This window comes from Methylocystis sp. B8 (assembly GCF_005771425.1).
GTDB lineage: Bacteria > Pseudomonadota > Alphaproteobacteria > Rhizobiales > Beijerinckiaceae > Methylocystis.
Map to the genome: position 1 here is coordinate 126,612 of NZ_VBTZ01000004.1, position 14,000 is coordinate 140,611.

The window sequence follows — 14,000 nt, forward strand, 5'->3', positions numbered from 1 at the left end:
CCGCCGGGTCGAAAACCGGCGGGCAGTCGTTCGGCTCTACATCGCCTGTATCGCTTCGGGCTTGCCCCGCGCGCGCTTCGCGATCAGCCGATTGAGCGCGGAGACATAGGCGCGCGCCGAAGCGACGAGCGTGTCGGGATCGGCGCCGCGGCCGGTCACTGACTTGCCGTTCTCGCTCAAGCGCACGGAGACTTCCGCCTGCGCGTCTGTGCCTTCGGTGACGGCGTGGACCTGAAACAGTTCCAGCGTCGCCTCATGCGGCGCGAGCGCTTTGATGGCGTTAAAGATCGCGTCGACAGGGCCGTTGCCGGTCGCCTGATGCGTCAGCTTCTGTCCGTCGATGTCGAGCGTCAAGGCCGCCGACTGCGGACCGTGCGTGCCGGCCATCACCATCAAGGCTTCGACCTTGATGTGATCATGAGCGTTGACGATCTCGTCGTCGACGAGCGCGGCCAGATCTTCGTCGTAGACGAATTTCTTGCGGTCGGCCAAATCCTTGAAGCGATTGAAGGCGTCCTGCAACGCGTTCTCGCCGAGATCATAGCCGAGCTCTTTCAGCTTCTCGCGGAAGGCGTGGCGGCCCGAATGCTTGCCCATGACGAGCGACGTCTTGGAGACGCCGACGCTCTCCGGCGTCATGATCTCATAAGTGTGCGCATTCTTGAGCATGCCGTCCTGATGGATGCCGCTTTCATGCGCGAAAGCGTTCCGCCCGACGATCGCCTTGTTGTATTGCACCGGAAAAGACGTCACCGCCGACACCAGCTTCGACGCGCGCGTCAAGAGCTTCGCGTCGATGTTGGTGTAGAAGGGCAACGCATCGGCGCGCGTCTTCATCGCCATCACGACTTCTTCGAGCGAGGCGTTGCCCGCGCGCTCGCCAATGCCGTTGATGGTGCATTCCACCTGCCGCGCGCCGCCGCGCACGCCCGCGAGCGAATTGGCGACGGCCAGTCCCAAATCGTCGTGACAATGCACCGAGAAGATCGCCTTGTCGGAATTCGGCACGCGCTCGCGCACCGTGCGGAACAGTTCTTCATATTCGGCCGGCGTGATGTAACCGACGGTGTCGGGAATGTTGATCGTCGTCGCGCCGGCCTTGATCGCGACTTCGACGCAGCGGCAGAGAAAATCGAGTTCGGTGCGCGTGCCGTCTTCCGCCGACCACTCGACGTCAGCGACGTGATTGCGCGCGCGCGTCACCGAGGCGGAGACCATCTCCAACACGCGCTCAGGCTCCATCTGGAGCTTGTATTTCATATGCACGGGCGAGGTGGAGATGAAGGTGTGGATGCGCGGACGCTTCGCCTCCCGCAGCGCTTCGGCGCAGCGGTCGATGTCCTTTTCAGAAGCGCGCGCAAGTCCGGCGACGCAGGCGTTCTTCACGCGCCGCGCCACTTCGCTGACGCTCTCGAAATCGCCGGGACTGGCGATCGGGAAGCCGGCCTCGATGATGTCGACGCCTAATTGGTCCAAGAGATCTGCGACCTCGAGCTTTTCCTCGAGCGTCATGGAGGCGCCGGGCGATTGCTCGCCGTCACGCAAGGTGGTGTCGAAAATCAGGACGCGTCCGTCATTATCTGCGACGGCGCCGGGCTGTGACATATTGCTCATCGGTGTGAAATCCTGCTGTGCCGCGCCCCGCTCGGGGGCTCTTGTCGTGACTGCAATGACATCCCCTGAAAGCCTGGGCGCGAGCCCATCGGGCGCTCAGGGGCGACTAAGAAGCAGCAGGCCGAAAAGCGGCAGAGAATGCGGGCAAGCGAATCCGCGCGCGCGCGAAGGCGTCGCGGCGTCATTCGCAGAGGCGGTTGCGTAAGGCAACGATCTCTTTCCCCATCCGGCGGCGGTTGGCCGCAATCGCTTGGAAGGATAACGCAAGAGCGACCCGAACCGCAAGCGCCGCGTCGCCGTAAAAAACGGCGGCTCAGCCAAACGCATGAGCTTCTCCGGCGCGCCGATAATTTTTGCGCCGGAAACGCTTATGGCTCTTGCCGAAACGAATGTATGGGACCTAACATTCAAACTATGGTCAAAACCGCAGTTTCCATCCGTCACGCGCGTCCCGGAGACGCGGAGCAGATCACACGCGTTCATGACGCGTCGTGGCGCTCCTCCTATCGGGGCATCATCCCCGGCGCGGAGCTCGAACGGATGATCGCCCGCCGCGGCCCCAATTGGTGGCATTCGGCGATTGTGCGCGGCACCGGTCTTCTTGTGCTCGACTTTGACGACGATATCGTCGGCTATTCGACCTATGGCCGGAACCGCGTGCCTTCGATGCCTTATTCGGGCGAGATCTTCGAGATCTATTTGGCGCCCGAGCAGCAAGGCTTGGGCTTCGGACGACGCCTGTTCAGCGCTACACGGCGCGAACTCGCCGAGCATGGCTATCTCTCCACCATCGTTTGGGCGCTTGCCGACAATGAGAAGGCCCTCGCCTTCTATCGCAGCCTCGGCGGGCAGACGGTTCGTCGCGCCGAGGAGCGGTTCGGCTCGGACATGCTGACGCGCGTCGCCTTCGGCTTCGTCTCCGCGCCGGTGCGGTAAGCGCTCTGGCGAAATAAGCGCGCGAGCTGATTTTGCGGTAAGAACCCCGACGCGCTTCCCGTACACAGCGCTTCCGTCTTAACAACAATCGAACGGATAGGCCGGCGATCCGTCGTCGCCGGACGACACAACTCATCGGAGCCTTGAATGCGTCTCGACGCCATACCGATCGGCGCCAATCCGCCTCATGAAGTCAATGTCGTCGTTGAAGTGCCGCTCGGCGGCGAGCCGATCAAATATGAGCTCGACAAAGCTTCAGGCACGCTCTTCGTCGATCGATTCCTCTATACGGCGATGCGCTATCCCGGCAATTACGGCTTCATTCCGCATACGCTTTCAGACGATGGCGATCCCTGTGACGTGCTCGTCGCCAATACGCGACCCGTCGCGCCTGGCGCCGTCATTTCGGTCCGGCCCATCGGCGTGCTGCGCATGACGGATGAGGCTGGCGGCGACGAAAAGATCATTGCGGTGCCGTCCACGCGGCTCACGCAGCGCTATGTCGACGTGAAAAATTACACCGACCTCCAGGAGATGACCTGGCGCCGGATTGAACATTTCTTCATCCACTACAAGGATCTCGAGCCCGGCAAATGGGCCAAGGTCGCGGGCTGGGGCGACGCCGCCGACGCGCGTGCGCTCATCGCCGAGGCCATCGAACGGGCGCGCACGGCGAAGTAGCGCTTATGGCAGCGGCGGGGTGCGCGACACCACGCCCTTCTTGAAACATTCAGGCCTGTCCTTCCACGCGACAATGCCATTGTCGGTCGCAGCGAAGCTTTGCGCAGAGTCGATCAACTCATCGATATGAGCGCCGCGGTCGAGATCGCCGATCACATAGGTCCATTTGCCGGCGCCGGCGAAAGCGACCGTCGCCGGACGCTTGCAGACTGCCAGACATTCGACAGGTTCAACGGCCATATCGATGTTGCGCTCGTCAAGGCGGGCGCGCAGCGCATCCAACAGCAGCGCGCCCGGACGCGCGTCGGCGTCGCCGTCGTCGCGGCATGAGACGCAAACAAAAACCGTGACGCTTCTCGCAGCCATCTTCGCTCCTGTCCCTGAACGCGCCTTCTCGACCAAAGTCGCGCTAAAGACAAGACCGGCGGCCTTTAGGGATTATATGCGCAGCGCGCGCCGCCGCCGGCCTTTTCGGCGACCTCGTCGGCGTCGACGATGCAGTCGAGCGCCGTGATCGACGCATGGGTTGTGCCGGCCGCGCCTTCCAGCACGACGCCATTCTCGATCAAGGTCGCGTAGAGCTCATGCGCCTTGCGTCCGTGCAATTCAATCTTCTTTGCGCCGAACGTCAGCTCACAGGCGCGCGAGGTGATGTCGACATTGCCGGCGCGGCAGTCGATCGCGTCAGCCTTGACCGCGACGCGCAAACCCTTGGCGTGCGGCGCTTCCGCATTGCCGCTCAAGAAGGCGGCGAGAAGTTTTTTGTTGGGGGCGCTCGTCTGAGGCGCCAATTCGCCGACGATCGCCGAAAGCGCCAACGCGTTTGAGCCGTTGCTCGCTCCCGCCTGAGCGGCGGCGGGCGCGAGAGCTGATAAGAAGAGCAAGCCAACTGTTTTGTAAGCGATCATGGCGAATCCCCGATAAATGCATCTGCGCAATTGACCATGCGCCTTTCGCCGAATTTGCGGCGCAGGCGCGTTTAGTCGACGGCGATGAACATATCCGCCCTTTGTGCGACAGTGAATGCGCGTCCGAAAATAAGAGGCGAGGGCGGACCGCCTAAAACCGCTCGATTGCATCGGGCAGCACTTGTTGAACCGCGAAATTATGGTCCGCGCGGCGGGTCAGCACCCCTTACGGCGCTCCCACATTTGAAGCTGATTGACGCGGCTTTTCTCCCAACCGCTCAGCCGCCCGTAAGGCGGAAAACAGCCGGCTCCGAACACGGCCCGCGCGCGGTCGGTATTGAAGCAATAGCCGTTACGCGCGTAAATCCGGTTGCGTGCGTACCAGAGATCCTCGCAAGACATGTAAGCCGGATCCTGCGCCGCCGCCGGGGTCGGCGTAGCGACGGTCAATCCCGCGCCTATCGCGCCGATAAGGCTAAGCGCCGAGAAAATCTTCTGCGTTTTCATCGGAATTCCCTCCCGTAATTAGCGTTAGGTACGATCCGCGCCATTCTTTTCAATCGCTGTGTTGTTCTTTCTCGTCGCTGCCTGGGTCGAAAAATTCGGGCCGGTATTCGAAATGCATCGTGTCGAAATGCCCCCATTTGCCGCCCCAGATGAACCCATGGCGTTCGAAAATCTCCACGATCTCGTACGGAATCCGGTTGCGGTAACCGGCTTTACGCCAGAGCCAATAATCAGAGAAGGCGGTGTTAAGATCAATCGCCGCGCCGTAGGCGTGCATGCTGCGTTTGCCAGTGTCCTTCACAACGCGGCAATTGAAAGCGCCGGCGCTTGGATAAGCGTGACGCTTAATATCCTGCGGCAGACGATCGATTTCCATGGCTACCGCGCGCAACCTTTCGGCGACGCCATTGACCGTGGTGACCCGCACCTTGCCAGTGAACCAGGGAATATCGGTCAACCGCTTCTGCGTTTCGCCCTTGTCGCAATCCCCATACACTTTGTCGAAGAAGGCGATGTTGCGGAAGCGCCCCGGATCGTCCTGCGGTCCAGGAGGCTTCGTCAGCGCGCCCTTGGGATAGGGAAGGCTCAACTGATCGATGAGAGAGGCGTTTTTCAGTTTCTCGTCGAAGCTCTTATCGGTCTTGCCGTCAGAGAGAATTTGTCTCGTTCCGTCGCGGAATATGATCCCGGTGTCGTCGCGACCGGCGATTTGGTCGGGATAGGCGCGGATGAGCGCGTCGGGCGAAATCGCCTGACCACGAGCGGCGATGGCAGAGAAAAGCAACTCGAACCCCGCGAGGAGCAAGCCGATCTTTTGCAGCCGCACTATCCTTTCATTCTCGATGCCGTGAGAAGCCATTGCGCGCCGCCAATATTTCGCCGAACGCCACACTTTCCGACGCCTTCTTCGCGTCCGATGGCGAGGGTTCCCTTACGGTTTAGAGCGCGCCTCACGCAAGAAAAGCCGGGGTCAACTTTTTCGCGGTGCCCGCTAAGCGGCGTCGTGCCGCTTCTCGGCGTTGCGACGCCCAAAGGCTGAACGGGCGCGTTGACCGAGCCGGTCGCATTGGTCCGCAAGATGCGAGACGCTTTCGACATGGACGTTGCGTGTCTCCGTGCGCACGCCATGGGCCCGCAGTTTAGCGAAGGCGCGCGACAGCGTTTCCTGCTTCACGCCAAGACGCGCGGCGATCAGGCGTTTGTCGTAAGGCAAACGGAAGCGGCACCGATCCTCGCCCGGCGGGCAAAGCAAAAGTATGAAGCGAGCGAGGCGCTGATCGGCGTTCTGGCTCTTGAGAGATTCGACCTCGCCCATGAGCCGCCCAATGCTGTCTTTGGACTCCCGCATCACTGCGGCGCAAAGCGAGGGCGACTCCTTAAGCAGCCGGATGAAGCGCGTCGCCGGGAGCTTGAGCACTTTTGTCGCGCCTACCGCTTCGGCGGAGACTGTGTGGATTTCATCAGGTCCTGTAGGCGCCTCGCCGATCATTTCGCCGCCCGAGCGAATGGCGATGAGCGTTTGGCGTCCCGAAGGCGCGATGCGCAGCAGCTTTACATAGCCGCTCACAACGAATGGGAGGTCTGTGACGGGAGAGCCTTGACGAAAAAGCTGATCGCCGTCGTGGAACGACTCGATCTTGGCGTCGGCCGAAAGGCGCGACAAGGTCGACTCGTCAACATTCGAGAACAACAGGATCTTACGCAGCTCTGCCGGACCCGCCGGCTGAGGCGCGCGCCGACTGGCCCGTCCCTTTCGCTGGACAGCGCCACAGCTATGCGCAGCATGGCCGGTCTCGATCGTCAAGCGCGCGCATCCTTTTGAAGCGCAGCAGACCGTGCGCGTCATTAAACGAATGACGTGACACATGAAGCGGAGGCGCCGCCGCTTCCTCCCGCGCATGGTTCGCTTAATACCGCCAACTGGAAAGGCTATCGCGATCTGTCACGCGGCGAAAGGCAAGGGATGCGGGACAAACCGTCGCATGGGTCAGCGTTGTCCGCCGCCGCGCTCCAGCAGAAATACGGCCTGTTCGCCGAAGAGATTCCAGACCCACCAGGGCGCGTTGAAGCGGATCGGCGCGCCGGAGCGATCTAACGCAACGCCGCGCTCGATGCGCGCGCCGAGTTGGTCGACGAGTTCGACGAAATCGCGAATGGTGCAAAGATGAATGTTCGGCGTATCGTGCCAGTGGTAGACAAGATGGCCGGTCACCGGCATGCGGCCGGTAAAGGCGAGTTGCGCACGCACGCGCCAATAGCCGAAATTCGGAAATGAGACGATGGCGCGCCGGCCGATGCGCAACATATTGGCGAGCGCCGCGCGCGGGCGCCGCGTCGCCTGCAGCGTCTGAGAGAGAATCACATAATCGAAACCGTCGTCCGGGTAATCGGCGAGGTCGGTGTCGGCGTCTCCCTGGATGACGGAAAGCCCCTTGGCGACGCATTCATTGACGCCGCGCTGCGAGAGTTCGACGCCGCGGCCGTCCACGCCTTTCTTCTGCGCGAGGAGCTGCAGCAAGGCGCCGTCGCCGCAGCCGACATCGAGGACGCGGGCCCCGGGCGCGACCATGTCGGCGATGACCGCGAGATCGAGACGCGGCTGATCGAGCGGCTGCGCTGACTGTTCAGGCGCCTCGCGCGCAGGCGTAAAGTTCATTTTGAATTTCCGTTGGGCGCGAGGCCGCGCGCCGCTGCGGCCGAGTCGAGAAAGCCGCGCGTCGTTGCAATGAACATCGGTTCGTGCAGCAGGAAAGCGTCGTGGCCCTTGTCGGATTCGATTTCGACGAAAGACACAGACGCGCCGCCGGCGTTGAGCGCATGAACGATGGCGCGCGAATCCGACGTCGGATAGAGCCAGTCGGAAGTGAAGGAGACGACGCAGAAGCGCGTCTTCGTGTCTTTGAAGGCCATAGCCAGCGAACCGCCATAGTCGGCGGCGAGATCGAAATAATCGCAGGCGCGGGTGACGAAGAGATAGGAATTGGCGTCGAAGCGCTCGACGAAGGCGAGGCCCTGGTAGCGCAGATAATTCTCGACCTGAAAATCCGCGTCGAAGGAAAAAGTCGGCGCGCTGCGGTCCTGCAGCTTGCGGCCGAATTTGCGCTGCAGCGCCGCTTCCGAGAGATAGGTGATATGCGCGGACATGCGCGCGACCGCGAGGCCCTTTTCGGGCCGCACGCCCTGTTCCTGGTAGCGACCCGAGCGCCAATCGGGATCGGCCATCACCGCCTGTCGGCCGACTTCGTGAAAGGCGATGTTCTGCGCGGTATGTTTGGCGGCGGTCGCGATCGGCATGGCGGAGAAGACACGCTCGGGATAGCTTGCCGCCCATTGCAGCACCTGCATGCCGCCCATCGAGCCGCCGGCGACACAAAACAGCGTTTCGATTCCGAAGTGATCGATGAGCATCGCCTGCGCGCGCACCATGTCGCGGATGGTGACGACGGGGAAATCAAGCCCATAGGCCTTGCCGGTCGCCGGATTGATCGACGACGGGCCTGTCGTGCCCATGCAGCCGCCGACGACATTCGAACAGATGAGGAAATAACGGTCGGTGTCGAAAGGCTTGCCCGGCCCAACCATGGCCTCCCACCAGCCGGGTTTGCCGGTGACGGGATGAACGCCAGCGGCATATTGGTCGCCGGTCAGCGCATGACAGAGCAGGATGGCGTTCGTCCGCGCGGCGTTGAGCGCGCCATAGGTCTCATAGGCGATGGCGAGCGGCGCGATGCGGCCGCCGCCGTCAGTCAAGAGCGGCCGGTCGGACTCGAAAACGACGGTTTTCGGCGCGAGGCCCTCGCCGCAGGCCGGCCGCGCTTCTGATACTATGGACAAGCGATCTTCCTAGCGTTCGATATGCCGAACAATTCGTTCGGCAACATCGGTGGGGTGGGCTGAGGTGTCAAGCGCCGCGCGGCTTAGCCCTCGGTGCGCCAGGACCTAAGATTATCCGGGTCCGCCGAAATCAAAAAGAGTAGGCGGCGGTTCGCCCGGAGGCGGCGCGCTCATCATCTCGACCGCGGCCGCGAGCTGCGCGAGGTCTTCTGGGCGCGAAAGCCGATGATCGCCGTCGGCGATGAAGGTCAGCGTGACGGGGTCGGCGTTTAGATGTTCGACGATCGTCAGCGCATGCCGCCAGGGCACGTCCGCGTCGCGCATGCCCTGCAGAATGTGCACGCGCGCATGCGCGCGAATGAGGCCGCCGAGCAGCAAATGATTGCGCCCCTCTTCAATCAGCCGCCATGTGACCGGCGGCTGATCCTGCCGGCGCAAGACGCCTGTTTTCATGATCTCGCTGCGCGTTTTCTTTTTGAAGGATTCCCACATCAGCGCCTCGGTGAAGTCGACCGCGGGCGCAAGGAGAATGAGCCCGGCGAGCCGCGCGCTCTCGCCCTTGGCGGCGAGCCGCCGCGTGAGAAGCAGCGCAATCCAGGCGCCCATCGAACTGCCGATGACGATTTGCGGCCCGTTCGTCGAGCGCTCGAAAACAGCGAGACTTTGCTCCAGCCAGTCGCCGATACAGCCGTCTTCGAAGCGCCCGTCCGAGCGGCCATGGCCTGAATAGTCGAAGCGCAAAAAGGCGCGTCCGCGCGCTTTTGCCCATTCGTCGAGAAAGCTCGCCTTGGTTCCGTCCATATCGGAGCCGAAGCCGCCAAGCCAGACGAGTCCGGGCGCTTTTTCAGCCTCGGCCGTGGCCACGCGCAATCGCCGCGCGATGCGCCAGACTTCCCCCTGAGGACCGGGAACGTCGAGAAAATCGAGAGTATCCGACAAGCGTATCAGCTAAGCTCTAAAGGGGCGTTCTTATTGAAAATAAGCGGTCTGCTCATAGTTGGTAAAGGATCTCGTAACAGAATGCGGCCGCCGGACGAATCTATCGGGGGCTCGCATTAGCCTAGCGATGTCGCAACAGCTCGCACCGATCGTCGCCGCCGACCAGCGACTGGCCGGACGAACGATTTTGCAAATTGTGCCGGATCTTCAGTCGGGCGGGGCGGAGCGCGCGACGGTGGACGTCGCAGAAGCTTTAAGTCGGGTCGGCGCGCGTTGCCTTGTCGCCTCACGCGGCGGACGCATGGTCAGCGAGCTGCAATCCAAAGGCGGCGTTTGGGCGCCGTTTCCTGCGGCCACCAAAAACCCCTTCGCGATGGCGCTGAATTCGGTGCAGCTTGCGCGCATCATTCGCGACGAAGGCGTCGACATCGTGCACGCCCGTTCGCGCGCGCCAGCTTGGGTCGCGTATTACGCCGCGCGGCAGGCCGGCGCGAAGCTTGTGACGACCTATCACAGCGCCTATGGCGGGGTCTCTCCAATCAAGCAGCGCTACAACGCCATCATGGCCGCGGGCGACACGGTGATCGCCATCTCGGAATATGCCGCGCAGCGCATTCGAGAACTGCATCCGGAAAGCGCGTCGCGCGTCGTGGTCATTCCGCGCGGCGCCGATCTGCGCGCCTTCTCCCCCGCCGCCGTCGAGCAGCGACGCGTCGAGCGTTTACGCGCGCAATGGGGCGTCGCGCCGCATGACCGGGTGGTGCTGCTGCCGTCGCGGCTTTCGGCGCGAAAGGGCCATTCGGTCCTGATCGAGGCGGCCAAGCGACTGGTCAAAGAAGGCTTCTCGGACCTCAGGGTCGTTTTCGTCGGCGATCCGCATAGCGAGTCGTTTCGCCGCGCCATCGAAACGCAGATCGAGCGCGCCGGACTTCGGGAGGTCGTTCGCAACGCCGGCTACTGCGAAGATATGCCTGCGGCCTATCTTGCCGCGGCCGTGATCGTCGCGCCGGCGACGGAGCCGGAGGCTTTCGGCCGGATCGCCGTTGAAGCGCAGGCGATGGGCGCGCCGGTCATCATCTCCGACATCGGCGCAGCGCCGGAAATCGTTCAGGCGCCGCCCCAGACGCCGCGCCATCTGGCGACGGGATGGCGCACGCCGCCCGGCGATCCCGTCGCATTGGCGGACGCCATCGCCGAGGCGCTGAGCATGAAGGCTTCTGCGCGAGACGAACTCGCGCTGCGGGCGCGCGCATATGTTCAGGAGCGCTTCTCGGTCGAGGAGATGCAGCGCGCGACGCTGCAAGTCTATGAGCGTCTGTTGGGGCTTTAGCGCGGCTCAGCCCCGTTCATGCTGACGCCTTGGCGCCCGCGAGAAGCCGAACTATCGCCAATAAGCCGCGCCAGCCTCAAGCATCGTCGCCTCAACAAGGGAGCGATCGAATGAAGAGTAGCCGAGTATGTAACCCTTCCTGGCTTGGACGTTTCGCGGCCGCAGCGCTTCTTGCGCTCTTCGTCGCGCCCGCCGCGCAGGCTGGAAACGAGCCTTATGGAGTCTGGCTGCGGCCAGAGGCGGGCCAGCAGTTCAGCTTTTACGACTGCGGCGGACTGCTTTGCGCGAAACTTGTTTCCGTCAAGAACGCCGAGGAACAGCGCGAGATTGGCACGGTCATCCTGCGCGGCGCGACGAAGAGCGGCGCGAAGGAATGGCGGGGGAAACTCTACAACGCCAAAGACGGCAATGTTTATGACGGAGTCATCACGCTCAAGTCCGCCAATGAGCTGACTCTGAAGGGCTGTCTTTGGGGCGTGCTCTGCAAGGGCGAGACCTGGCGTCGGGCGACGGCTTCGGCGACGGGAGCCAGAGCGCCGGACAAGGCGCAAGATTCGGGCGCCGACGAATAAGGCGCCGCAATCATCCCTCGGGGAACAGCAACGGTTCGTAGTTCATGGCTCCGTGCAGCACATGGATCACATCAACCGTTGCAATCCCGACCCGATAGAAAATGAGATAGTTGCCATGGACGCGGCGGCGGATGCCAGCGTGCTCATAGCGCGCGACGAGCGGAAATCGTTTTGACATGTCGCCCAGTCCCTCGCACGCCTCCCGGAGCTCTCGCACGAACGTCACAGCCCTCTCGGGGCTTTCTTGCGCAATATGATCTCCGATCGATTCAAGATCGGCTTCGGCCTCGTGGGCAATGACAACAATCATCGGCGCCTGGCTTGCGCCTTGGCCTTGAATTTAGCCTCAAGGCGATCGAAGACCGCCTTCGCGGGCTTGGCGCGTCCGGCGTCAGCGTCGGCAATGCCCCTCGCGATCGAGGCGTCCAGGGCCGCAAGACGGGCCTCGCGCTCCTGAATGAGCCGAACCCCCTCGCGCAACACTTCGCTCTTTGAGTTGTAGCGACCCGACGCCACCAGCTTGGCGACAAAGGCCTCAAGCTGGCTTCCCAAGTCTGCGCTGATGGCCATGACAGACCCTCCTCTGAGGAAGATGTCATAGGCCAATAACTATTATCAAGCGACACAGCCGTCGAATCGGCTAGAGTTCGACCGTCAATCGGACTGATTTCGCGCGCAGCGCCATCGTCGCGCCAGTCGGGCTGCCCCTAAGCGCGTCCGGCGGCGCGACTCTTGCTGTCTTCGTCGCCAATCGCCGCCTGACCCATTTATCCTCCGCAGTAACAGGCGCGGCGACGAGGCGGCATGACGAGTTCCTTTCATCTTGAATCATATCGCGAGGCGCTGGTCTTTCTCGCCACCGCGGGCGTCATCGTCCCGCTTTTTCATCGAATCAAAGTTTCGCCCGTGCTGGGCTTTCTCGTCGCCGGCGCGGCGCTAGGCCCGTTTGGTCTCGGCCGATTCGCCCGCGACCATGAATGGGCGGCCAATTTCAGCATCACAAATGTCGAGGGCGTCTCCAATCTCGCCGAATTCGGGCTCGTGTTCCTGTTGTTCATGATCGGCCTCGAATTGTCCTGGGAGCGTCTTGCGCGCATGCGACGGCTCGTCTTCGGACTAGGGCTCGCGCAGGTTGTCGTCTGCGCAAGCGTGCTCGCGGCTGTGGGCTATTATTATTTTCGCGTCCAACTGGGGCCGTCGTTGCTCATGGGCCTCGCGCTCGCCATGTCATCGACGGCTGTGGTCCTGCCGGTGCTCGCCGAGGCGCGGCGTTTGAACAAGACCTCCGGGCGCGTCGCCTTCTCGGTGCTGCTGCTTCAGGACCTCGCCGTGGCGCCGGCGCTGTTTCTCGTTTCAGCGCTCGCCGAGGCCAAGAACGGCGGCTTCACCGCCGAACAGGCGGCATGGGCGTTTGCACGCGCCTTTCTCGCCATGGGCGCGCTGATCTTCATCGGAAGGCTGCTGCTGCGTCCGCTGTTTCGGCTCGTCGCCGCGGTGCAACTCACCGAACTCTTCATGGCCGCCTGCCTTCTCGTCGTCATCGGCGAGGCGGCGCTTTCGGCCGCCGCCGGATTCTCCATGGGCCTCGGCGCCTTCATCGCGGGACTGCTGCTCGCGGAAACGGAATTTCGCCGCGAGGTCGAGGTGACGATCGAGCCGTTCAAAGGGCTGCTGCTCGGGCTCTTCTTCGTTTCGGTCGGCGCCGGTCTCGACATTGGCGCCGTCGCCGCCGATCCATTGCCCATCTTCGTTTACGCTGCAGGACTGATCGCCGTTAAGGGCGTGATCATTTACGGACTGGCGCGTCTCTTCGATATCGGATGGCGGCCCGCGACGGAGGCGGCGCTGCTGCTTGCGCCGGGCGGCGAATTCGCCTTCGCGCTGCTGACCTCGGCGATGGCGGTCGGCGTGCTGCCGGGCCACAATGGCGCCGACGCCATGATCATCGTGACGATCACCATCTTCGTCATTCCCTTGCTCGGCCGCCTCGGCGCGGCGCTCGCGCCGCCCGCGACCGAGGCGGAGGAAGAAGAGCGTTACGCCGATCTCGCGCCGGCGGAGGTCGCAGAGGGCCGCGTCGTCATCGTCGGCTTCGGAAGGATTGGCGGGCTCGTCGGCGAAATGCTGAAGCGCCACGACATTCCGTTCATCGCGGTTGAAAGCGTCGTGTCGATCGTGACTGACGCGCGCGAAGAAGGCGTCGAAATCTATTGGGGCAACGCGACGCGCCGCGAATTCCTGATGCGTTGCGGCTTGGCGCAGGCGCGCGCGCTCGTCGTCACGGTCGAAAACGTCGCCGCGACCGAAGAGATCGTCCGTCTCGCGCATGACATTCGCGGCGATCTCACAATCGTCGCGCGGGCCCGCGACGCCCGTCACGCCACCGAGCTCTATAAGCTCGGCGCAACCGACGCGATTCCCGAAACGATCGAGGCGAGCCTGCAGCTCGCCGAAACCGTGCTCGTCGATATCGGCGTGCCGATGGGCTATGTGATCGCCTCGATCCACGAGAAGCGGGACGAGTTTCGCAAGCTGCTGCAGCCTTCAAATGAGGCGGCGCGTGTGCGGCAGGCGGAGCGCAACCGAAAGATCAGACGCGAACATGCGCGCCAACGCATATCCGGCCGCGCCGCGGAAGAAAGCGAGGAGGAGGCGTAGCAATGCGGGAGCAAAGTGCTC

Annotated in this window: 16 protein-coding genes; 5 read left to right on the forward strand and 11 right to left on the reverse strand. The window is 62.9% G+C overall.

Going from position 1 to position 14,000, the window contains the following annotated elements; genetic code table 11:
• Window positions 1-36: 36 nt before the first annotated feature.
• A complete protein-coding gene (locus FEV16_RS09265) occupies window positions 37-1,614 on the reverse strand; it encodes a 2-isopropylmalate synthase (RefSeq protein ID WP_138167340.1) in 1,578 nt (525 codons plus the stop codon).
• A 414-nt stretch (window positions 1,615-2,028) separates the two neighbouring features.
• Between FEV16_RS09265 and FEV16_RS09270 the strand changes: the two genes are divergently transcribed.
• Both FEV16_RS09270 and ppa read left to right on the forward strand, forming a co-directional pair.
• Entirely contained in the window at window positions 2,029-2,550 is a 522-nt protein-coding gene (locus tag FEV16_RS09270) for a GNAT family N-acetyltransferase (RefSeq protein ID WP_138167341.1), read from the forward strand.
• A 147-nt stretch (window positions 2,551-2,697) separates the two neighbouring features.
• A complete protein-coding gene (gene ppa, locus FEV16_RS09275; protein ID WP_138167342.1) occupies window positions 2,698-3,231 on the forward strand; it encodes an inorganic diphosphatase in 534 nt (177 codons plus the stop codon).
• Between the two features lie 3 nt (window positions 3,232-3,234).
• Here ppa and FEV16_RS09280 read toward each other — a convergent pair whose 3' ends face one another.
• From FEV16_RS09280 to FEV16_RS09315, 8 genes are all read right to left on the reverse strand, one after another.
• Window positions 3,235-3,597, reverse strand: a complete 363-nt coding sequence (locus FEV16_RS09280) for a DUF1636 domain-containing protein (RefSeq protein WP_138167343.1) — start codon at window positions 3,595-3,597, stop codon at window positions 3,235-3,237.
• Window positions 3,598-3,662: 65 nt separating this feature from the next.
• Window positions 3,663-4,139 carry a hypothetical protein gene (locus tag FEV16_RS09285; protein ID WP_138167344.1) on the reverse strand — a complete coding sequence of 159 codons (477 nt, stop codon included), beginning with the start codon at window positions 4,137-4,139 and terminating at the stop codon, window positions 3,663-3,665.
• 216 nt (window positions 4,140-4,355) lie between these two features.
• A complete protein-coding gene (locus tag FEV16_RS09290; protein WP_138167345.1) occupies window positions 4,356-4,646 on the reverse strand; it encodes a YARHG domain-containing protein in 291 nt (96 codons plus the stop codon).
• Between the two features lie 49 nt (window positions 4,647-4,695).
• Window positions 4,696-5,505: a M15 family metallopeptidase gene (locus FEV16_RS09295; protein WP_246657249.1), complete on the reverse strand. Its 810-nt coding sequence runs from the start codon at window positions 5,503-5,505 to the stop codon at window positions 4,696-4,698.
• Between the two features lie 132 nt (window positions 5,506-5,637).
• Window positions 5,638-6,450 (reverse strand): Crp/Fnr family transcriptional regulator, encoded by an 813-nt coding sequence (locus FEV16_RS09300; protein WP_246657250.1) that lies wholly within the window; start codon window positions 6,448-6,450, stop codon window positions 5,638-5,640.
• A gap of 183 nt (window positions 6,451-6,633) precedes the next feature.
• Window positions 6,634-7,302, reverse strand: coding sequence for a methionine biosynthesis protein MetW (gene metW / locus FEV16_RS09305; RefSeq protein WP_138167346.1), 669 nt, complete (start codon window positions 7,300-7,302; stop codon window positions 6,634-6,636).
• Entirely contained in the window at window positions 7,299-8,480 is a 1,182-nt protein-coding gene (locus tag FEV16_RS09310) for a homoserine O-acetyltransferase (protein WP_138167347.1), read from the reverse strand. The genes metW and FEV16_RS09310 overlap by 4 nt, the downstream gene beginning before the upstream one ends.
• A gap of 111 nt (window positions 8,481-8,591) precedes the next feature.
• A complete protein-coding gene (locus tag FEV16_RS09315; RefSeq protein WP_138167348.1) occupies window positions 8,592-9,419 on the reverse strand; it encodes an alpha/beta hydrolase in 828 nt (275 codons plus the stop codon).
• A 127-nt stretch (window positions 9,420-9,546) separates the two neighbouring features.
• Between FEV16_RS09315 and FEV16_RS09320 the strand changes: the two genes are divergently transcribed.
• Both FEV16_RS09320 and FEV16_RS09325 read left to right on the forward strand, forming a co-directional pair.
• The gene (locus FEV16_RS09320) at window positions 9,547-10,749 is read left to right on the forward strand and encodes a glycosyltransferase family 4 protein (protein WP_138167349.1); all 1,203 of its coding nucleotides are present in this window, start codon (window positions 9,547-9,549) and stop codon (window positions 10,747-10,749) included.
• Window positions 10,750-10,859: 110 nt separating this feature from the next.
• Complete coding sequence (locus FEV16_RS09325) at window positions 10,860-11,321, forward strand: DUF2147 domain-containing protein (RefSeq protein WP_138167350.1); 462 nt, start codon at window positions 10,860-10,862, stop codon at window positions 11,319-11,321.
• 10 nt (window positions 11,322-11,331) lie between these two features.
• On the opposite strand, the gene FEV16_RS09330 is transcribed toward FEV16_RS09325, so the two are convergent.
• Together FEV16_RS09330 and FEV16_RS09335 are read right to left on the reverse strand one after the other, a co-directional pair.
• Window positions 11,332-11,631, reverse strand: a complete 300-nt coding sequence (locus tag FEV16_RS09330; protein ID WP_138167351.1) for a type II toxin-antitoxin system RelE/ParE family toxin — start codon at window positions 11,629-11,631, stop codon at window positions 11,332-11,334.
• The gene (locus tag FEV16_RS09335; RefSeq protein ID WP_123174377.1) at window positions 11,628-11,891 is read right to left on the reverse strand and encodes a type II toxin-antitoxin system ParD family antitoxin; all 264 of its coding nucleotides are present in this window, start codon (window positions 11,889-11,891) and stop codon (window positions 11,628-11,630) included. Before FEV16_RS09335 ends, FEV16_RS09330 begins: the two co-directional genes overlap by 4 nt.
• A 234-nt stretch (window positions 11,892-12,125) precedes the next feature.
• Between FEV16_RS09335 and FEV16_RS09340 the strand changes: the two genes are divergently transcribed.
• Window positions 12,126-13,979, forward strand: a complete 1,854-nt coding sequence (locus FEV16_RS09340) for a cation:proton antiporter (protein WP_138167352.1) — start codon at window positions 12,126-12,128, stop codon at window positions 13,977-13,979.
• Window positions 13,980-14,000 lie beyond the last annotated feature (21 nt).